This window comes from Anaerolineales bacterium (genome assembly GCA_025808555.1).
Classification (GTDB): domain Bacteria; phylum Chloroflexota; class Anaerolineae; order Anaerolineales; family UBA11579; genus JAMCZK01.
Genome location: CP075526.1, coordinates 354,677 through 374,674, shown reverse-complemented (window position 1 = coordinate 374,674; position 19,998 = coordinate 354,677). Strand labels below are relative to the sequence as shown.

16 protein-coding genes are annotated in these 19,998 nt (G+C 61.3%); 8 read left to right on the top strand and 8 right to left on the bottom strand.

The window, feature by feature from the left end; genetic code table 11:
- Positions 1-124: 124 nt before the first annotated feature.
- From KIT08_02115 to KIT08_02100, 4 genes are all read right to left on the bottom strand, one after another.
- Positions 125-721 (bottom strand): alpha/beta hydrolase, encoded by a 597-nt coding sequence (locus KIT08_02115; GenBank protein ID UYN90043.1) that lies wholly within the window; start codon positions 719-721, stop codon positions 125-127.
- A gap of 2 nt (positions 722-723) precedes the next feature.
- Positions 724-1,674 (bottom strand): ring-cleaving dioxygenase, encoded by a 951-nt coding sequence (locus KIT08_02110; protein ID UYN90042.1) that lies wholly within the window; start codon positions 1,672-1,674, stop codon positions 724-726.
- A gap of 387 nt (positions 1,675-2,061) precedes the next feature.
- Positions 2,062-2,721, bottom strand: coding sequence for a methylated-DNA--[protein]-cysteine S-methyltransferase (locus KIT08_02105; protein UYN90041.1), 660 nt, complete (start codon positions 2,719-2,721; stop codon positions 2,062-2,064).
- The gene (locus tag KIT08_02100) at positions 2,714-3,229 is read right to left on the bottom strand and encodes an RNA polymerase sigma factor (GenBank protein UYN90040.1); all 516 of its coding nucleotides are present in this window, start codon (positions 3,227-3,229) and stop codon (positions 2,714-2,716) included. The genes KIT08_02105 and KIT08_02100 overlap by 8 nt, the downstream gene beginning before the upstream one ends.
- A gap of 426 nt (positions 3,230-3,655) precedes the next feature.
- Here KIT08_02100 and KIT08_02095 point away from each other — a divergent pair, with 426 nt between their 5' ends.
- Together KIT08_02095 and KIT08_02090 are read left to right on the top strand one after the other, a co-directional pair.
- The gene (locus KIT08_02095) at positions 3,656-5,212 is read left to right on the top strand and encodes a fused MFS/spermidine synthase (protein ID UYN90039.1); all 1,557 of its coding nucleotides are present in this window, start codon (positions 3,656-3,658) and stop codon (positions 5,210-5,212) included.
- Positions 5,209-5,853 carry a TIGR01906 family membrane protein gene (locus KIT08_02090; GenBank protein UYN90038.1) on the top strand — a complete coding sequence of 215 codons (645 nt, stop codon included), beginning with the start codon at positions 5,209-5,211 and terminating at the stop codon, positions 5,851-5,853. Before KIT08_02095 ends, KIT08_02090 begins: the two co-directional genes overlap by 4 nt.
- Before the next feature lie 971 nt (positions 5,854-6,824).
- Here the strand turns inward: KIT08_02090 and KIT08_02085 are convergent.
- Together KIT08_02085 and ugpC are read right to left on the bottom strand one after the other, a co-directional pair.
- Positions 6,825-8,033 (bottom strand): 2,3-bisphosphoglycerate-independent phosphoglycerate mutase, encoded by a 1,209-nt coding sequence (locus tag KIT08_02085; GenBank protein UYN90037.1) that lies wholly within the window; start codon positions 8,031-8,033, stop codon positions 6,825-6,827.
- A 95-nt stretch (positions 8,034-8,128) separates the two neighbouring features.
- Positions 8,129-9,226 (bottom strand): sn-glycerol-3-phosphate ABC transporter ATP-binding protein UgpC, encoded by a 1,098-nt coding sequence (gene ugpC, locus KIT08_02080; GenBank protein UYN90036.1) that lies wholly within the window; start codon positions 9,224-9,226, stop codon positions 8,129-8,131.
- Between the two features lie 160 nt (positions 9,227-9,386).
- On the opposite strand from ugpC, the gene mutS reads away from it, so the two are divergent.
- Positions 9,387-11,948 carry a DNA mismatch repair protein MutS gene (gene mutS / locus KIT08_02075; GenBank protein ID UYN90773.1) on the top strand — a complete coding sequence of 854 codons (2,562 nt, stop codon included), beginning with the start codon at positions 9,387-9,389 and terminating at the stop codon, positions 11,946-11,948.
- A 389-nt stretch (positions 11,949-12,337) separates the two neighbouring features.
- On the opposite strand, the gene KIT08_02070 is transcribed toward mutS, so the two are convergent.
- Both KIT08_02070 and KIT08_02065 read right to left on the bottom strand, forming a co-directional pair.
- The gene (locus KIT08_02070; GenBank protein UYN90035.1) at positions 12,338-13,033 is read right to left on the bottom strand and encodes a class I SAM-dependent methyltransferase; all 696 of its coding nucleotides are present in this window, start codon (positions 13,031-13,033) and stop codon (positions 12,338-12,340) included.
- Between the two features lie 49 nt (positions 13,034-13,082).
- Entirely contained in the window at positions 13,083-13,973 is an 891-nt protein-coding gene (locus KIT08_02065) for a homocysteine S-methyltransferase family protein (protein ID UYN90034.1), read from the bottom strand.
- Positions 13,974-14,183: 210 nt separating this feature from the next.
- On the opposite strand from KIT08_02065, the gene KIT08_02060 reads away from it, so the two are divergent.
- Genes KIT08_02060 through KIT08_02040 form a run of 5 tightly spaced genes read left to right on the top strand, consistent with a single transcriptional unit; the run spans position 14,184 to position 19,832 of the window.
- Complete coding sequence (locus tag KIT08_02060; protein ID UYN90033.1) at positions 14,184-15,581, top strand: MBOAT family protein; 1,398 nt, start codon at positions 14,184-14,186, stop codon at positions 15,579-15,581.
- A 2-nt stretch (positions 15,582-15,583) separates the two neighbouring features.
- On the top strand, positions 15,584-16,705 hold the full coding sequence (locus KIT08_02055; protein ID UYN90032.1) for a hypothetical protein: 1,122 nt from the start codon (positions 15,584-15,586) through the stop codon (positions 16,703-16,705).
- Positions 16,659-17,942: a hypothetical protein gene (locus tag KIT08_02050; GenBank protein UYN90031.1), complete on the top strand. Its 1,284-nt coding sequence runs from the start codon at positions 16,659-16,661 to the stop codon at positions 17,940-17,942. Before KIT08_02055 ends, KIT08_02050 begins: the two co-directional genes overlap by 47 nt.
- Positions 17,939-18,193, top strand: a complete 255-nt coding sequence (locus tag KIT08_02045) for an acyl carrier protein (GenBank protein UYN90030.1) — start codon at positions 17,939-17,941, stop codon at positions 18,191-18,193. The genes KIT08_02050 and KIT08_02045 overlap by 4 nt, the downstream gene beginning before the upstream one ends.
- Entirely contained in the window at positions 18,144-19,832 is a 1,689-nt protein-coding gene (locus KIT08_02040; protein UYN90029.1) for an AMP-binding protein, read from the top strand. Before KIT08_02045 ends, KIT08_02040 begins: the two co-directional genes overlap by 50 nt.
- Positions 19,833-19,998: the final 166 nt, after the last annotated feature.

Sequence of the window (19,998 nt, the reverse complement as noted above, 5' to 3'; positions counted from 1 at the left end):
ACGCAATGAAGAGAACAAAGCTGACCCTAGGACAGCAAGAACATAGACTTGGAGATTGCTTCGTTGCTCAGCGGCTGCGCCGCTTCACGTCCTCGCAATGACGGGAGTGCGGGGATCCAGGCTTCTATGCCAAAAACTCCAGCAGCGCGGCCTGCTCGGTGTGGGTCAGCTCGTGGCCCCCAGGATGCGAGAACGCGTCCACGTCGGCGCCGCCGGCTTGCAGCACGCTGATCACGCGCTGTGCCTCCCCCGATGGCATCAGAGGGTCATGCTCGCCGTAGGTAACGAGGAAGCGTTTGCTCATCAAATTCAGCTGCGGTGGGTCAAAAGGCAGCATGCTGTGCAGCAGGGCCGCGTTGGTGATGACGCTGGGATGGCGGAACAAGGTGGCCAAGATCATGTTGGCACCGTTCGAGTAGCCGACGAAGGTGGCTGACTTGGCATCCGTTTTGTGTTCGGCGTACCAACGGGTCAGGAAGGTGGCCAGCTTATCAGTCTCGCTGGCGATGCTGTCCATGTCGAACACGCCCATGGCCAAGCGGGCAAAGAAGCGCGGCATGCCGCCTTCGGATACATTGCCGCGCAGGCCGACGATGTTGTAGCTCTCGCGCACCGGGTCGACCAGCGGGATGAGGTCGTGCTCATCGCCGCCGGTGCCGTGCAGCAGGAACAGCGTGCGGGCCGCGTTGTGGTCCTGATGGATGTAGATAAATTCGCTCATCGTCAGGGCAGCGGGCGCACGGTGACAGGGGTAAGGCCGGCTTCGATCTGTTCTCGATGCGGCTCCAGGAACGGCGGCAGCGAAAGTTTCTCGCCCAGGGTTTCCAGCGGCTCGTCGGCGGTGAAGCCTGGCCCCATGGTGGCCAGCTCGAACAGGATGCCAGCCGGTGTGCGGAAGTAGACCGACTTGAAATAGAAGCGGTCGATCATCTTGGTCGGATAGAGGCCCATGCCGGCGATGTTTTGGCGCACGGCCTGCTGGGCGGCCTCGTCGGCCACGGAGAAGGCGATGTGGTGCACGGTGCCGGAGGCGTTGAAGCCAGCTGGCTTGCTGGGGTCTTCTTCCAATTCCACAAATTCGGCACGTTGCCGGCCGGGCAGGTGATAGCGGGTCAGGTTGCCTTCGCTGCTCTCGACGGCGTAGCCGAAGGCGAGCAGGATCGGCTCGACCAGGGCTTTGTCGTGCACGCTCAGCAGGGCGGAGTGGAACTGGCGGATGGCATGCTCGGCGCCGACCTGTGGCGTGGTCCATAGATCTTTGTCATCGAAATTGGCCGGGTCTACTTCTACCAGCTCGAGGCGCTGGTCATCGTAGTCGTAGAAGACCAGGCGCTGCCAGCCGAGCTGGGTGGCGATGCCTTCGTGCTTGACGCCCAGCTCATCGAAGCGCTCTTTCCAGAAAGGCAGGGCGCCTGCCGGCATGGCCAGGCTGATGTTGGTGACCAGCCCGTTGCCGCGGCTGCCGGGGGTGGGCGGCATGAAGGTGAAGAAGGTCAGGTCCATGCCCGGGCCGCCCTCGCGGTCACCAAAGAAGAGGTGATAGGCGCTGACGTCATCTTGATTGACGGTCTTCTTGGCCAGGCGCAGGCCGAGGATCTGGGTGTAGAAGTCTACAAGGCGCTGCGGGTCAGAGCCGATGGCGGTAATGTGGTGGATGCCGAGGGTAGAGGTCATGTGTGCTCGCTTTCGTGTACGGATACTGACTAGATGAGTGCGGCGGGCGGGCTCTTACATCAGAGATATGTTAGCAGATGTGAAGTTTGCACCTGGGTTAATACTTTCCCCCGTAAAGTTTGCACTTTTAACTTTCCGACGAATTGGTTAAAACTTTTCGCTTTGTCGGGATTGGATGGAGCAGATGGTGGCATGTGTGCGAATGTAGCAGGAAGTTTGGAGACAGTAAGGAAATGGGTTGGTTTGTCAAGCCGTTAGCGGTGGTGGAATCAGGCTAGACCTTTCTTGCCCTAAAGGATTCCTCTCTCGCTGCATAACTGCTTTGGGAACAGCGCTCCTCGCGAAGCACAGGGATATGCGTAGGCAGGTGAGTCCCGCCCTTACGACCTATGCGAAGGTGACGCCTTCAAGCTTGAGCAGGCTGAGCTTGCGCTGGTCACGCATGCGGCCGCCGTAGCCGCCCAACGTGCCGTCGGAGGCCACCACGCGGTGGCAGGGCACCACGATGGGGATCGGATTGCGACGCAGGGCCTGGCCTACGGCGCGCACCGCCTTCGGATTGCCGATGCTGTTGGCGATCTCGGCATAGGTGCGCACCTGGCCGCGCGGCACGCGGCGGGTCTCTTGCAGGACGCGCTGCTGGAACGGGGTGAGATGGCTGAGATCCACCGGCAGGTCTACGGCGTGGGTGCTGCCGAGCAGGTACATGCGTACTTGCTCGGCGGCGGCAGCCACCCGCTCCGCCGAGCGCACGGGCTGGCCGCCCAGTTTGAGCAAGTAAGCGCGCAGGCTGGCTTCGCTGCTTTCGTATTCGATGGCCACCAGGCCATGCTCGCCCACGGCGACCCATAGCGGGCCGAGCGGTGTGTCTTGCACATAGTCGTAATACATCGGCTGGCCGGTGTTGGCGGCCAGCGCCCGGCGCACGGCGGCCTGCGCCCGCTGGGCGGCGGCTGCCGGTGGCGCGGCGTAGGCCGCGTCGAGGGCGTGTTCGAGTGAAGTGCTGGCGGGGCGACTGGTTTCCAGCCAAGAGTCTGTTTTAGTCATGGTCTTCCTCGCTAAACTGGGCGCGCAGCTTCTTGAGCGCCTGGTAGACATGGGCGCGGGCCGCCGGCTCGCTGCAGCCGAGGGCGGCGGCCACTTCGCCATATTCGAGGCCCTGATATTTGCGCAGCAGCAGGGCAGCCTGCTGCTGGCGCGGCAGGCTGCTAACGGCGGTGCGCACGGCAGCCAGGCTGATACGCTGCTGCACCTGGGTCTCGATGCGCGCTTCACCGGAGTGCAACTCATCGTGCAGCTCGGCCTGCTTGGCCGCATGGCGGCCGTTGCGTTGCTGGCGGGTGCGGGCGGCGTTGGTTGCAATTTTGTACAGCCAGGCGCGCAGGTTGTCATTGCTCGCCCGCGCATAGGCCTTGTAGGCGCGCAGATAGGTATCCTGCAGGCAGTCCTGCGCCTCGGCCTCGTCGCCCAGCAGGCGCCACAGGTAGCCGAACAGCTCGCCGCTGTGGGCTTCGACTAAGGCTTCGAAATCAGGCTTGGTGGCCACGAGCATCACTACCTATAACCATGATAGCGGGGAAATGTGAAATCTACGCTGCAAAGCAACGTACGCTGCTTCGCAGCGTTTGTAGAAGCTATTCGGCTGCGCCGAATAACGCTTCTACGCGTGGAATTAAGGCTGGAAAGTGCACTGCTTCGCAGCGTTTGTAGAAGCTATTCGGCTGCGCCGAATAATGCTTCTACGCGTGGAATTAAGGCTGGAAAGTGCACTGCTTCGCAGCGTTTGTACAAGCTATTCGGCTGCGCCGAATAACGCTTCTACGCGCGTGAGTAATGGACGAAATGGACGCAGCATAGAAGATAAGACTATAAGGATTCTTCCCTGGTCGGGCTTCAGCGGTCTGGTGTGTGGATGCAGAAACCCGGTCAGAATGACACGGGGTTGGCTGGCCGCTGAGCGCTGAAAGCTATAATCCACCCCATGACCCGCCGCTATCTCACCTTCGCCGTATTCGCTTCTGGCCTCACCACGCTCGGCGTCGAACTGACCGCCTCGCGCCTGCTGGGTAACGTATTTGGCACCAGCAACCTGGTGTGGGCCAGCATCATTGGCCTGATTCTTATTTATCTCACGCTGGGCTACTTTATCGGCGGCCGCTGGGCTGATCGCTCGCCGCATTTCGAGACCTTTTACAAGATCCAGATCTGGGCCGGCTTCACGGCCGGCATTGTGCCGCTGGTGGCGCGCCCGGTGCTGCGCGCTGCGGCGGACGCCTTCGACCAGTTGCAGGTGGGCGTGCTGGCCGGCGCGTTGGTCTCGGTGCTGGTGCTGTTCATCGTACCCATCACACTGATGGGCACGGCCTCCCCGTTCGCTATTCGTCTGGCCATCACTGATCAGAAGGAGGCCGGCCGCACCTCGGGTCGCATCTATGCCTTCTCAACCCTCGGCTCGGTGATCGGCACCTTTTTGCCGGTGCTGGTGCTGATCCCGGTCTATGGCAGCACGGTCACCATCCTCATCTTCAGCTTCGCGCTGATGGCGGTAGGGCTGGTGGGGCTGGGGCTCTCGGTCAGCTGGCGCAAAGCGGCCGGCTGGCTGGCGCTGCCGCTGCTATTGGCGGCGCTGGCCGCGGTGTGGGCGCAGGGAAACCTGAAGGCGACCACTGGCCAGATCTATGAAGACGAGACGGCCTACAACTACATCCAGGTGCTGGAGTTCAACGGCGTGCGCTACCTGCGCCTGAACGAAGGGCAGGGTGTGCATTCGATCTATCATCCGGATGTGCTCGATTTCCGCGGGCCGTGGGAGCAATTCCTGGTTGGCCCGTTTTTCAATGCGGGCTACGAGCCTGAGGACATCTCGGCCATCGCCATCATCGGCTTGGCGGCAGGCACCAGCGCCCGCGGCGCCACCGCTGTGCTGGGCGAAGGCGTGCCGATGGATGGCTACGAGATTGACCCCGACATCATCGCGGTGGGGCGCGAGTATTTTGGCATGACGATGCCCAATCTCACCGCATTGGCGGTGGATGGGCGCTGGGGGCTGGAGCATAGTGAGCGCACCTACTCGCTGATCGAGATCGATGCCTACCGCCCGCCGTATATTCCACCGCATCTGACCACTGTGGAATTCTTTAGCCTGTGTCGCCAGCGTCTCACGGACGATGGCGTGCTGGCCATCAATGTGGGCCGCGCCCCGAATGACCGCCGCCTGATCGATGCGCTGGTCGCCACGCTGGGGCAAGTGTTCGCCAGCGTGCACGTGATGGATATTCCCGATACGTTCAATTCGCTGGTGTACGCCACGGTGCAGCCCACCCGTTTTGAAGACCTGCAAGCTAACTATGCGCGCTTAGCGGCGAACCCGGATAGCCATCCACTGTTGTTGGCTGCCATGCAGCGTACGCTGGAGCACCGCCGCGAGACGCCCACCGGCGGCGAGATATTGACGGACGACCGCTCGCCGATCGAATGGATCATCAATAGTATGGTGCTGCGCTTTGTGCTGTCTGGAGAAGTGGAGCAATTGCAATGAAGTTCTTGATCCGCTATGTCGTGCCGCTGCTGGTGCCAGTGGTGATCGTGCTGACTGCCACGCGCCTGCTGCTGACGCCGCTGTTCGTCAACATTGAATACAACATGCCGGGCTTCCCGGCGGACCCGTACGGCATGACCCAGGCCGAGCGCCTGCGCTACGCCCCGCTGGCCTTGGACTATTTGCTGAACGATGAGGACATCTCGTTTTTAGGTGAGCAGACCTTTGACGACGGCACGCCGCTCTACAACGAGCGCGAGCTCAGCCACATGCACGACGTCAAGATGCTGACCCAGCAAGCGCTCAAGGTGTGGGTGGGCGCGCTGATGGCGCTGGCGGGCATCAGCATCGCCGCCTGGCGCCTGGGCCTGCAGGCGCAGCTGCGGGCGGCCCTGGCGCAAGGCGGAGCGCTGACCGTTGCGCTCATTCTGGCGCTGCTGGTGCTGATCGCGTTGAGCTTTGACTGGCTGTTCACCGAATTTCACGGCGTGTTCTTTGAAGGCGATAGCTGGCTGTTCTTGTACTCAGACACGCTCATCCGCCTCTTCCCCATGCGCTTCTGGCAGGATGTGTTCCTGGCGCTGGGCGGGCTGTCGCTGCTGGGTGGGATTGGGTTGTGGCGCGGGTTTGGACGGAGATAAATGCAGAACAGTAACCAAGTCAATATACAAAATCGAGGAAAGCCGTCGCGAACTTTGAGTGCTCTTCGCAATAGCAGATTTTCCGCGATGGTTAGTTTTGCGTCTGTGCCCCATGCATTTCTTGTTAATCTTCGTATTTGCTCTCTCGTCTTCCAAAGCTTGATTTGAACGTAAGCCATATTGACTGTAAAGGATTCAGGACATCAAATTCAGGATGCTCCTGTTCTCCTTTTTCGATTATCTTCACCCAGATCGGGAGAGGGCTGGCTGTTGGGGAAGTTATCTTGACTCTCACATAGAATTCCTTGTCAAGTATCTTAAATTCTGGGCGGAATGGGTCAAACTTTTTAGTTCGCCTTATATAACTGTCATAGCTGAATACATGTAAACCTTTCTGACCAATCTCGCGTGAGATTAGGCATAGTCCTACGAAACTGCCGTTTGCGGCTATGACTACGGGTGGGCCTTTAGGAAAATCACGTGAAGCCGGAGGGCCGTCGAACCAAAATGGTTTTTCGTGACTAATCCCCTTCCGCGGCCTTAAGTCTGTTGAAAAATAATCAATATGGACATGCAAAGGTTTAGTGTCCTCTACTGGCAAAACGTTCGCATGTTTCTGAGCAACAGAAAGTACCTGGCAACCCAGTACACGCGATGACCAGTGTCAATATCGAACGGCGGCTCTAGATTAGGATTTACACCATCAGCAACTATATTTGGTTGTTGAACTCTCTCAACTGTAAGCCAAAAACAAGCCCAACCAAGTGCCGCTATTACGTGGTTGTGATTTTGGGACTGTAAGTCAGGGCCAACTCGTCTGGCCAATTCTAAAATGGTGAAGGCCACTGGAGCATAGATAAACAGCGTACGGACTAGCCTTGCCATATCAAACACCCCCAAAAATAAAAAGAAATTCTAAGCCTCATGTCCGTATCCATTCCCACTTTAGTCTATTCGCTGTTTGCTAGGTACTACGCCCCGAATTTTTCCAGTCGGCCGGCATGAGCCAGGGCCAGAGCCATCAGTTCGGTGGCCGGGATGGTGCCCAGGCCGCCCTGCATGCAAGCGCGTTCGCCGAAGCGGGTCTGCTCATCCGGCAGGCCGCGCTCCGGCGCCCAGAACAGTAGCGGCACCGGATGCCACGAGTGGGCGCGCATCTTCACCGGTGTGCTGTGGTCGCCCGTGACCATGAGCACGTCTGGCTTGAGCGCCAGCAGGACGGGCAACGCCTGGTCCACGCTTTCGATCACCTTGACCTTGCCATCAAAGTTGCCGTCCTCGCCCATGCTGTCGGTCTTCTTGATGTGGATGAAGAGAAAGTCATAGTCGTCCCAGACCTTGGCGGCCGCGGCGAACTCGTCGGCCGGGCTTTCACCGTCGAACAGGATGGTTTGCATGCCCACCAGCTTGGAAACGCCGCGATACATCGGGTACACCGCCACGCAGGCGGCCTTAAGGCCGTAGGCGTCCTGATAGCTGGGTAGCTGTGGGTCGCCGCCGAAGCCGCGCAGGGTAATGCCATTGGCTTTGGGCTGGCCGGCCATCACTTTGTGCGCCTCGCTTACCCATTGATTGAACAGTTCGGCCGTTTTAGCAGAGCCGGCCTCGCGCGCCACCGCTGGCAGCGGCTTGACGCCGGTCACCTGCGGGTCGGTATCGTCGATCTCGCCCTGCAGGCCATCGCCGTGAATGACCACCGCGAAGCGGTACTCCTTGACGTGGCGCACTTCGATTTTCACGCCGGGGATCGCGATCGTCTTGAGTTGCTCCACGATGGGCGCGGCTTCTTCGGAGGAGATGCGCCCGGCGCGGCGGTCCGTGATGTTGCCGTCGGCGTCCAGCGTGCAGAAGTTGCCGCGGGCCGCCACCGCGCCCGGGCCAACTTCCAGGCCCACGCCCAGCGCTTCCATCACGCCGCGGCCCACGGGGTAGTGCAGCGGGTCGTAGCCGAACAGGGCCAGGTGGGCCGGGCCGGAGCCGGGGGTGATGCCGTGGCGCACCGGGATGGTGCGGCCCAGGGTGCCCTCGGCGGCGAGCTTATCCAGATTGGGAGTCTGCGCCGCCTCGAGCGTAGTGGGGCCGCCGGGCACCAGCGGCAGGCCGCCGAGCCCGTCCAATATCAGCAAGACGATCTTGCTGGTGGATTTTACAAGCAGGTCAGGGACGTAATCGTAAGGCATAAAGAATTCCTCTTGTTTTTACCAAGTGTTGTTGCCAACAAAAAAGGCGTAATGCGCAAAGCGCATTACGCCTTTTGTATCACAAATGATACAGCTTACCGGATGGCCTGCTCGGTTTCCTTGTCGAACAGGTGCAGGTTGCTGGTGTTGAACACCACCTGGGCCTTGTCGCCCACCTTGTACTCGGAGCGGGGGTCAACGCGGGCCACGAAGTCTGTGTCGGCTGCTTTGAGGTAGGCCACGATCTCGTTACCCATCAGCTCGACGATATCCACCTTGGCTTCCACCTGGGCCGGGGTGATGTCGGCCGGGGTGAACTTGGCGTTGTGGATGTCTTCTGGGCGGATGCCCAGGGTCACGGCTTTGCCGGCATACGCCTCAGCGGCCTTGTTGCCCTTGGGCGCTTCCACCTGGAATGCGCCTGCATCGGCCACCAGCTTGCCGCCATCTTTCACCAGCTTGGCGTCAAAGAAGTTCATCGCGGGCGAACCGATGAAGCCGGCCACGAACTTGTTGGCCGGGCGCTCGTACAGGTTGTGGGGGGTGTCGATCTGCTGCAGCACGCCGTGGTTCATCACCGCGATGCGAGTGGCCATGGTCATGGCCTCCACCTGGTCATGGGTCACGTAAATGAAGGTGGTCTGCAGGTCCTGGTGCAGCTTGCTGATCTGGGCGCGGGTTTGCACGCGCAGCTTGGCATCCAGGTTGGAGAGCGGCTCGTCGAGCAGGAAGACGTTGGGCTCACGCACGATGGCGCGGCCCACGGCCACACGCTGGCGCTGGCCGCCGGAGAGCTGGCGCGGCTTGCGCTGCAGCAGCTCCTGGATGCCCAGGATGGCGGCGGCGTTGTCTACCCGGCGCTTGATCTCGGCTTTTTCCATCTTACGGAGGCGCAGACCAAAGGCCATGTTGTCAAAGACCGACATGTGCGGATACAGTGCATAGGATTGGAACACCATGGCGATGTCACGGTCTTTGGGCGCCAGGTCATTGACTACCCGGTCACCGATGCGGATCTCGCCGGAGGAGATCTCCTCCAGGCCGGCCAACAGGCGCAGGGCGGTGGACTTGCCACAGCCGGATGGGCCCACCAGCACCAAAAATTCTTTGTCCTCTACGTGAATATTCAAGTCGTTTACAGCGAGGACATCTCCGAAACGCTTTACTACATGGTCATACGTTACGCTTGCCATTGTCTGAACCTCCGTTTCTCAAGAATATAGTGATCGGATTATAAGGCTTTTTCCGCAGGTGAACCCAGATGCTCAGAGTGATGAATCGGTTTCGATATCTGGGCTTAGCTGTGGACTGCTTTCAACGGTTAGAATTTCGCCCATGAGCAGCGAAGGCTCGCTGAACGAGAACATCACCCCGGTACGCCAGCAATATCTGGATATCAAGCGCCAGCACCCTGGGGCGATTTTGTTCTTCCGCCTGGGCGATTTTTACGAGACCTTTGACGAAGATGCTGAGCTGGTGGCGCGCGAGCTGGACATTGTGCTCACCTCGCGCAATGTCGCCAAAGGGGCGCGTGTGCCGATGGCCGGCGTGCCCCACCACGCCGCCGAGAGCTACCTGGCCCGCCTGATCGAGCGCGGTCACCATGTGGCCATCTGTGAGCAGGTGGGGACAGAACCCATCAAGGGCCTGATGCCGCGCGAAGTCGTCCGCATCGTCACCCCCGGCACCGTGGTGGAGCCTGGTTTGCTGCCTGGCGATGGCAACAATTACCTGGCCGCCGCCCTGGTGCATGAGGGTCGCGCCGGCCTGGCCTATGCTGACCTGACCACCGGCGAGTTCGCCGCCACCGAGCTGGACGCGGCCACCCTGCGCGCCGAATTGGGCCGCCTGGCGCCTGCTGAGATCTTACATATTGAGAATGGGCTCGACCTGGCCGGCTTGCCCGGCCATGGCAGCCCCTGGCCCGGCTACCGCTTTGAGCCGGCTCGCGCCCAGGATTCGCTGCTGGCTCATTTCAAAGCAAAGAGCCTGAAGAGCTATGGGCTGGAGGAGCGCCCGCTGGCGGCGCGTGCTGCCGGGGCGTTGCTGCAATATGTGCAGGAGACGCAACCCGCCAGCCTGAGCCTGCTCAGCAGCTTACGCGCTTATACGCTGGACGAATTCATGAACCTGGACGCCTCGGCGCGGCGCAATCTGGAGCTGACTGAGACCCTGCGCGGCGAGCTGGCCGGCTCGCTGCTGGGCACGCTGGACCGTGCCATCACGCCGATGGGGCGCCGTCTGCTGCGCCAATGGGTGGGCAAGCCGCTCTTGGACCTGGATTCCATCCACGCCCGCCAGGAGGGCGTAGCCTGGCTGCATGGCGACGGCATGCGCCGCGCCGAGCTGCGCACGGCGCTCAAGCCACTGGGTGACCTGGAGCGTTTGGTCAACCGTATGTTGGGCGGCACAGCCCAGCCGCGCGACCTGGCCGCCATGCGCAGCACGTTGGAAGCACTGCCGGCGGTGCTGAAGCTGGTTGGCTCTAAATCGCCCGCGGCGAGTTTATTGCAAGGCTTGTCTGAATGCGCCGCAGAGTTGAAGCTTCTCCAGTCCGCCCTGGCTGACGAACCGCCGGCCGTGCTCGGCCACATGGGTGTCATCCGGGCAGGCTACGCCGCTGAGTTGGACGAACTGATGGCCGCCACCAGCCATGCGCGTGATTGGATCGCCAACCTGGAAGCCGCCGAGCGCGAGCGGACTGGCATCAAGTCGCTCAAGGTGGGCTACAACAAAGTGCACGGCTATTACATTGAAGTCACCAAGGCCAAGGATGATGGCAATCTGCCGGCAGAGTACATCCGCAAGCAGACGTTGGTCAATGCTGAGCGCTATATCACTCCGGAAATGAAAGACGTTGAAACGCAAGTGCTCAATGCCGAGGAGCGCATCCTTGCGGTGGAGGCGCGCTTGTTCAAGGAGCTGTGCAGCCAGTTGGCCGCCAGTGCCGCGCCCCTGCTGGTCAGCGCGCGTGCGCTGGCCACGCTGGATGTGCTGGCTGCGCTGGCCGAGGTGGCCGCGCTGATGGGCTATGTGCGCCCGGTCGTTGAAGACAGCCGGGTGTTGGAAATTACCGCCGGGCGCCATCCGGTGGTGGAGCGCCTGCTGCCCGCTCAGGAACGCTTTGTGCCCAATGACACTGTCTTCGAGGATGGCGAGTGCGTGCGCCTGATCACCGGCCCCAACATGAGCGGCAAATCAACCTATCTGCGCCAGGGGGCCCTGATCGTGCTGCTGGCCCAGATGGGCAGCTTTGTGCCTGCCGAGAGCGCTCGCATCGGCCTGGTGGACCGCATCTTCACCCGCATCGGCGCACAGGACGAGATCCACGCCGGGCATTCCACCTTCATGGTCGAGATGGTCGAGACCGCCAGCATCCTCAACCATGCCACCGCGCGCAGCCTGCTCATTCTGGATGAGATCGGGCGCGGCACCAGCACCTACGATGGGCTTTCCATTGCCTGGGCAGTCATCGAGCATATCCACAGCGAGCCGCGGCTTAAAGCGCGCACGCTGTTCGCTACGCATTATCATGAGCTGACCGCGCTGGCCGCCAGCCTGCCCGGCGTGCGCAATTACAACGTGGCAGTCAGTGAAGGGGAGGGTACTGTGGTTTTTCTACACAAGATCATCCCGGGCGGGGCTGACCGTTCGTACGGGATCCATGTGGGCGAGCTGGCCGGGCTGCCACGTCCCGTGCTGCAGCGCGCGCAGCAGATCCTGGCCGAGCTGGAGTCGAATGGGCAGCAGCCGACGGCTGGGCTGCAGGCTAGCGAACAGCAGGCGCCGCTGTTCGCCCTCGAGCATCCGTTAGTGGAGGAGCTCAAGAAGCTGGACGTGGACGGCCTTTCGCCGATCGAGGCGTTGAACAAGCTTTCGGAGTGGAAAGGGAGGCTTGATACAAGAAACACCTAAGATTTTTTGCTGAGCCATTCAATCTTCTCCATCTGCGCTATGCAAGTTTTGCTTCTTTGTTCTCCTTCTTCAAATCCGTAAACGTTATCAAACGTCTGAATTGTTGCGGATAAACAGAAGTTCAATGAAAAAGAATCGTTATAAGCTGATTTGCAATATTCTTTTCAAATAATTCTAAGTCGCGAGTAGGCTCTTTATTAGGCTGTGTCAGTCCCAGCATGTATAAACTACCAAACAAAATTCCATGTATTATCTCTGAAGAATGTCGATAAGTATGAACCTTGCAGAATGAAGCTTTGCCATGTTATATGGATTTGTTCGGACAGGAGATTTCCTAGCAGTTTAATATCTTCATGGCCGCGAGGAGATTGATCTTTACTCTTTGACATCTAGTACCTCCTGCTCCACACGCCAGTAAATTCCGGCACGCGGCGCCAGTCGTTGGCACGCACGCGCTCGGCCAACTCCTCGCCGAAGAAGAAACTGCACAGCTCCGCAGCGCGTTCCACGCTACCAAAGTCGTAGTCGGTGGCAACGGTGGTGCGCACGAAGCCGTGCTCGTTCTCCAGCCAGGCGTAGTAGGCAGCCAGGCCCGCATGCGGGGGAGCAGGCTCCAGCACGCCAGTGCCCAGCGTTTCCATGATGATCAGCGTGCCCCCTGGCTTGGCCAGGCGTTGCATTTCGGCTATGGCGCGGCCGGCGTGCTGCTGCCAGGCGTCCGCATACCAGCCCACCAGGTGACCGAAGGCCCAGCCAGCGGTCACCATATCCGCCCAACCTCTGGCGAAGGACGTAGCGCGGCCATCGGCCTGCACCAAAGCCCAGTTTCCGTTCACCAATCGCATCTGCTCCTTCTGCTCAAGCAGCATGGCGTGATGCAGGTCAGATGCGATGATCTTACAGCCCAGGCCGCGCAGAAGCAGCGGAATGCGCCCGCTGCCGCTACCTAGATCCAACACACGGGCACCTGCCAGCGGCGCGATGGCTTGCAGCGTGGGCAACAGATTGCCGTCGGCATCCTCGGCGGCAATCAGCTCATGGTACGCGGCGGCTTTGTTTGTGTAGACGTTGCGGAAGTGGTCCATATGTATTTTTATCCACAGATAAACACAGATGCAAAGTTTTTATCGGCGTTTATCCGCGTTCATCTGCGGTGATCAATCCTTTTAAATGAGCGATGTGCTCTGGCGTGGTGCCGCAACAGCCGCCGATGATCTTGGCGCCATCGGCCAGCCATTGGCGCGCAAACTCGGCGTAGCCTTCGGGCTGCTCAGCGGCGGTCGGGTCCCAGTTCACATAATCCTCAGTTTCGCTGGGGTTGGCGTAAGCGCAGATAGGCAGGCTGGTAGCGGCGCGCAACTCGCGCAGCGCGTTGTGCAGGTAAGGGGCGGCGGTGCAATTGATGCCCACGAAGGCCGGGCCGTGCGGCTCAATGGCGCGCACCGCATCGGCAATGCTCTCGCCGGAGAACAAGCGGCCGTCCAGCTTGCAGATGAAACTCACGCCGTAGGGCAGGCCGGTCGCCTTCGCGGCTTCGGCAGCGGCTTCGGTCTCGGCAATGTCCTTCATGGTCTCGAGCAGCAGCAGGTCTACACCGGCGGCGGCTAGCGTGCGGGCGATCTCGCCGTGCTCCTGCAGGTACACGGCCCGCGGCAGCGGGGCCATCGTGTAGCTGTCCTCCAGCGGCGCAATGCCGCCGGCCACATAGGCGGGCTTGCCGCTGGCGCGCACCGCCGCCTGGGCAATCGCTACTGCCAGGGTGGTCAAGCGGGCGGCTTCCTCGCCCAGGCCGACCTGCTCCAGGTTTCGCCGGTGAGTGCGGAAGGTGTTGGTGATAATGATCTCGGCGCCAGCTTCCAGATAATCACGGTGGACTTGCTCCACCAGCTTGGGTGACTCCAGCAGGGCCAGCGCGCTCCAGATCGGTGTGCCGGTGTCAATGCCGCGGTGCTGCAGCTCGGTGCCGGTGGCGCCATCCAGTAGGATCGGGCGCGGTTCGGCCAGGCGCTGTAAGAAACGGTTCATCGTTGGATTCTAACCACAGATGAACAAAGATAAACACAGATGCATCTGTGTTTATCTGTGGTGATTCTCCTCGCTTTATAATTCTTGCCATGTTCAAACGTCTGCTCTCCCGCGAGAACTTCTACGCGTTGTTGCTATGCCTTATTGCGATCTTGCTACTGATCATGACCAGCGACAGCGCGCCGTTATGGATCTATCAGGGTTTCTAGGTTGACCCTTCAACAGATCTTCGTCTTCGCCGCGCTGGGCCTGTTGGCGGGCCGCCTGTATAGCCGCATCAGCCGGCCCCGGCTGCTGTTCGCTGCCTCGGCGCTGGCCGTGTTCTGGCTGCAGCCCGCCGCCCTGGTGCGCGGCTTTGACTTCTGGCTGCCCGCCGCCAGTCTGAGCCTGGCCGCTCTCGTGTGGGCGCTGACCCTGCCCGCCGGCGCCAGCATGAGCCGTGAGAACAAGCTGGCGGCCGCGGCCTTGGCGCTAGGCGGCCTGCTGCTGGCGGCTACGCGCTATCTCAACACGCCACTGCTCACCGCCAGCCGCCCACCGCAGGTGGAACTAGTGGCCGCCTTGGTGGCCGTGCTGGCTGGGCTGGCCTGGCTGGCCGCTCGTAGCCTGCGCGGGCGGGCCGCCGTGTTGGGCGCTGCCAGCATTGCCATCCTCGCTGTCCTCATAGCGCTCAAGGCCGAGCCGCTGGCGCGCGGCCTCAGCGCCTGGCTGCGCAGCCTGGGCGGGCAGGACCCGGCGCTGGCCACGGCGCTCGACATAAACTGGCTGGGCTTCTCCTATATCGCCTTCCGCCTGGTGCACACGTTGCGTGACCGGGCGGCTGGCCGCCTGCCGCAGCTGGGCCTGCGTGACTTTGTGACCTATATCGTCTTCTTTCCAGCATTGACCGCTGGCCCGATTGAGCGCGTCGAGCGCTTTGTGCCCCAGTTGCATGAACGCTTCCTGCTCGGCGCAGCCGAGCTGCAGGCCGCCGGCCAACGCCTGGTGACGGGCCTGTTCATGAAATTTGTGCTGGCGGATGCGCTGGCCTATTTTGCGCTCAATCCCACCCTCGGCGCGCAGACCCACTCGACGGTGTGGATGTGGGTGCTCCTCATCGCCTATGCCTGGCGCATCTTCTTCGATTTTGCCGGCTACACTCACATCGCCATTGGCCTGGGTTTGCTGTTCGGCGTGCGCCTGCCAGAGAACTTTGCGCGCCCATACAGCCAGCCCAACTTGACCGCGTTCTGGAACAGCTGGCACATCACGCTGGCCCAATGGTTCCGCGCTTATTTCTTCAATCCGTTGACGCGCTTCTTGCGCACGCACAATTGGCCGGTGTGGGCTGTCATTCTGGTGGGGCAGGTCAGCACGATGGCCTTGATCGGTCTGTGGCACGGCGTCACCCTCAACTTTCTGATCTGGGGCCTGTGGCATGGCGTTGGTTTGTTCCTGCACAGCCAGTTTGCCGCAGCACGCAAAGGGAGGCCGGCACCGGCCCGTTGGCAGCATGCCCTCTCCGTTGCAGGCACTTTCCTTTATGTGGCATTGGGCTGGGTATGGTTCGTGCTGCCGCAGCCGGCCCAGGCTTTGCATGTGCTGCGCGTACTGTTTGGATCGGGCTAGTGATGGATACGCAAACCATTTCCCCGTTGCGCCTGTTGGCCAAGGCCGCCGTTCTGTTCCTAGCGCTTAACCTGCTCTTCGGCGCCATCAACCCGCTGCCGGCGCTGGTCCAGATCAGCTTGTACAACACGTTGCTGCCCGGCCGCCAGCGCCTGCCGTACGGTGACGACCCGCAGCGCGCCTACAACCTGAACCTATATAGCGTGGAGGCGATGTTTGCCAGCCATGTCCTCACGGCCGCGCCCAAGCCCCCTGATGAGTTCCGCGTCTTTGTCATCGGCGACTCCTCGGTATGGGGTTTCCTGCTGGAGAACAAAGATACGCTGACCGCCGCGCTCAATTCCGCCAACTTGCACAGCGCCGATGGACGCCAGGTCGTCTTCTACAATCTCGGCCATCCCACCATCTCGCTCACCAAAGACCTGATGCTGCTGGACGAGGCGATGCAGTATGAACCTGATCTCATCCTTTGGCCCACAACGCTGGAAGCTTTCCCGTGGGATAAGCAGCTTGCCTCGCCCCTGGTGCAAAACAACCCGCAGCGCGTTTCTATCCTGGTTAGCAATTATCAGTTACCAATAATCACTGACCAATTGCCCTCCCAATCTCCACTCTCCAATCCCTTCTTTGTTTCCCAGCGCCGCAACCTGGCCGACCTGCTGCGCTTGCAGCTCTACGGCTTCGCCTGGGCCGCTACGGGCATAGACGTGCACATCCCCGACGAATACGAAAGCCACGCAATAGACCTGGAAGCCGATGAAAGCTACGGCGGCCTGGAACGGGAACTGGAGCGCGGCGAGCTGGCCTTCGAAGTCCTCGCCGCCGGCGTGCAGCGGGCTGGCGGCGTGCCGGTGCTGATCATCAACGAGCCCATCTTCGCCAGCGACGGCGCCAACAGCCACCTGCGCTACAACTCCTTCTATCCCCGCTGGGCCTACGACGGCTACCGCAGCCTGTTGGCTGCCGAAGCCGAGGCGCAAGGCTGGCACTATGCCGACCTATGGCAAGCCGCCAGCAATGCCGAGTTCACCAACACGCCCATCCACCTCACCCCGCGGGGTACGCTACAATTCGCGGATGCGATCATCGAAGCCCTTTCCGCTCAGTTTGACCTCAACCCTTAAATTCGCTCTCGTCGCAATGCTGCTGGCAGCCTGCTCTGGCGGCGCGGCCGGTTCCCCCCAGGCCGCCGTCGAGGGTTACCTGCAGGCGCTCGTCTCGGTAGATGAGGTCGGCGCGGTCAATGCCGCCTGCTCCGCCTGGGAAGCCCAGGCCCGCCTGGAAGCGGCCGCCTATCAGGGCGTGCAGACCGAGCTGGAGAACCTGGAATGCAGCCTGCTGGCCCAGGATGGCGAGTCGGCTTTGGTGAGCTGCACCGGCCAGGTGCGTTACAGCTATGCCGGCGGCGAAGACCAGCTGGACGAGCTGGGTGGCCGCGTCTTCAGCGCGGTGGTGGATGGCGGCGAGTGGAAGATGTGCGGCCTGGCCAGCAATTCGCAGGTCGCCGAGGCGCAGGCCACGGCGACCGCCCTGCCTGACGAAGCAGCCAGCAGCACGCCCGTGCCCGCCACGGCCACCCCAGACCATACCCCAACGCCGGATACGCGCGCGCTGCCCGCCGATTGGCGCGCCTGGCCCATCATCCCCACGCCCAGCCAGTGGCTGGCGCAGGTCTATGCCGATGGGCTGGCGCAGGGCAACAACCCGCAGCACTTTTCAGTAGCCGGTGATTGCCAGAACATTCCCGAAGCTTTCATGGGCGTATATGACATTCCCGCCCGCTTCTCTTTCCCTCCTAACGAGCAATATCTACTTCAGACCGTGGAGCACTTCACCGGCTCTTTCAATCGCGATGGCCTGGCTGTGGATGGCGGCTATAACTTCCCCGCCATCTTCACCGCCCTGCGGGCCGACCCGGGCCAGTGCGACAATGGCGAGACCCCGCTCGCCTGCGAGATCCGCACCTGGCAGCCTTCCTTCATCTTCATCTCGATGGAGTTTGTATACGAGGGCCGCACTGCCGAGAACTATGAGCAGTACCTGCGCCAGGCGGTGGACTATGCGCTGGAGCACAAGGTCATTCCCATCCTGCTTACCAAGGCAGACAATGTGGAAGGCGGCCACGCCATCAATGAGGCCACGGCGCGGGTCGCGTATGAATACGACATCCCGCTGATCAACTGGTGGCGTGCCGCCCAGCCGCTGCCCAATCACGGCTTGGACCTGGACCGCGACAAGAATTTGCAGCCGCCAGACTTTCACATCACTTACGAGGCCTGGAGTGTGCGCTCCTACGTTGGCCTCAAGACCCTCGATACCCTGCGCCAGTCTTTGATAGACTGGGGCGTGGAGAAACCATGACCGACAAGAATGAAATCATTGCCAAACTGAACGACTACATCACCAAGGAAGTCCTCAAGCGCCCGGATAAAACCATTGGCGCCGACGAACCGTTGATCTCGGGCGGTCTGATCGATTCTTTCTCGCTGGTGGACCTGGCCCTCTTTGCTGAGCAAAGCTGGGGCGCGCGCATTGATGACACCGAGCTCAACGCGCAGACCTTTGACTCGCTCAACCAGCTGGCTGACCTCATCGCCGCCCGCGCCAAGTAGCTTGTCCACCCTCGTATCCACCCTCACCGCCCGCGCCGCCGAAGCCCCGCAGCGGCCAGCGCTCACCTTCATTGAGCGCGGCGGCGAGCAGACCATTACCCGCGGCGAGTTCTTGCGATCCGCTCAGGCCTACAGCGGCCGCCTGGCCGCCGCGGGCCTGGGGGCGGGAGACCTGGTCGTCCTGGTGTTGCAGCACTCGCTGGATCTGGTCTACGCCTTCTGGGGCGCCGCCCTCATCGGCGCGGTGCCGTCCATCTTTCCCTTTCTGACCGAGAAGCTCGATCCCGACCTGTACCGCCAGCGCATCAAAACGCTGGTCGAGCACTCAGGCGCCAAAGTGGTCATCACCTATCCGGAGTTTTATGACTCGCTGCGTGAGTTGTTGGCGGGGCTCGATTGTGCCGTGCTGAGCGTGGCACAGGCCGCTGAAAGCAGCCTGCCTACCGCGCCCGCCATTGACCCCGATGCCATCGCGCTGCTGCAGCACAGCAGCGGCAGCACGGGCTTGCAAAAGGGCGTAGCCCTTTCGCACCGCGCCGTGCTGCGCCAGGTGGAAGCGTATGGCAAGGCCATCCAGTTGGATCCGCACACAGACGTCATCGTGAGCTGGCTGCCGCTGTATCACGATATGGGCCTCATCGCGGGCTTCGTCATCCCCATTCTCACTGGTACGCACCTGGTGCTAATGTCGCCATTTGAGTGGGTGCGCCAGCCCACCAGCCTGCTGGAGGCTATTGACCGCCATCGCGGCACGCTGTGCTGGCTGCCCAACTTTGCCTATAAGCTCATCGCTCGTAGCGTGCGCCCCGGCGCCGAGTTCGACCTGACCTCGTGGCGCGGCGTGATCAACTGCTCCGAGCCGGTCTACGACGAAAGCCATCAGATATTTGCCGAGAAACTGGCCCCGTTTGGCTTCTCAGCCAATGCGCTGGGCGTCAGCTACGCCATGGCTGAGAACACCTTTGCCGTCACGCATACCGCGATGGGCCAGCCGCCTAGGGTGGATGTGGTCGAGATCGGCGCGCTGCAGGAGCGCGGCGAAGCCATCCCCGCCGCCGAGGGCAAGCGCGTGGTGAGCTGTGGCGCGCCGATCGAGAGTGTGGAGCTGGGTATCTTTGATGCACAGCGCAATCTGCTAGCGGAGCGCAGGGTGGGGGAGATCGGCCTGCGCTCGGAGTTCATGCTCAGCGGCTACTACAAGCGGCCTGACCTGAGCGCCGAGGCCATCACCGCCGATGGCTGGTACCTGACCGGCGACATGGGCTACCTGGCTGACGGGGATCTGTATATCAGTGGTCGCAAGAAAGACCTGCTGATCGTTGGTGGCAAGAACATCTATCCACAAGACCTGGAAGACATCGCCAACCGCACCGCCGGCGTGTACCCCGGCCGCGCTGTGGCCTTCGGTGTACTGGACGAGCGCCTTGGCTCCGAGAAAGTCGTCATCATCTGCGAAACACAGGAGGGCGCCGACCTGGCCGCCGCCGAGCAGGAGCTGCGCGCCAAGGTGGTGCAGGAGACCGAGGTGACCGTGGGCGACCTGCGCTTTGTGCCGCGCGGCTGGATCCTGAAGACCTCCAGCGGCAAGCATGCCCGTACGGATAATCGGGAGAAGTACCTGCGCGAATTTGAGGGATAAGGAATCGGGAGTTCAGCACAGGGTATATAGGGCTTAGCATGCTCGCCCCTATGTGGTCTGAGTGAAAGTATCAGGAGAAGACGCAAGACCAACTTGCTCAGCTTGCAATGACCTAAAGGATTCCTCCCCCTCGCTTCGCTCGGGTTCGGAATGACGGTGTATTTTT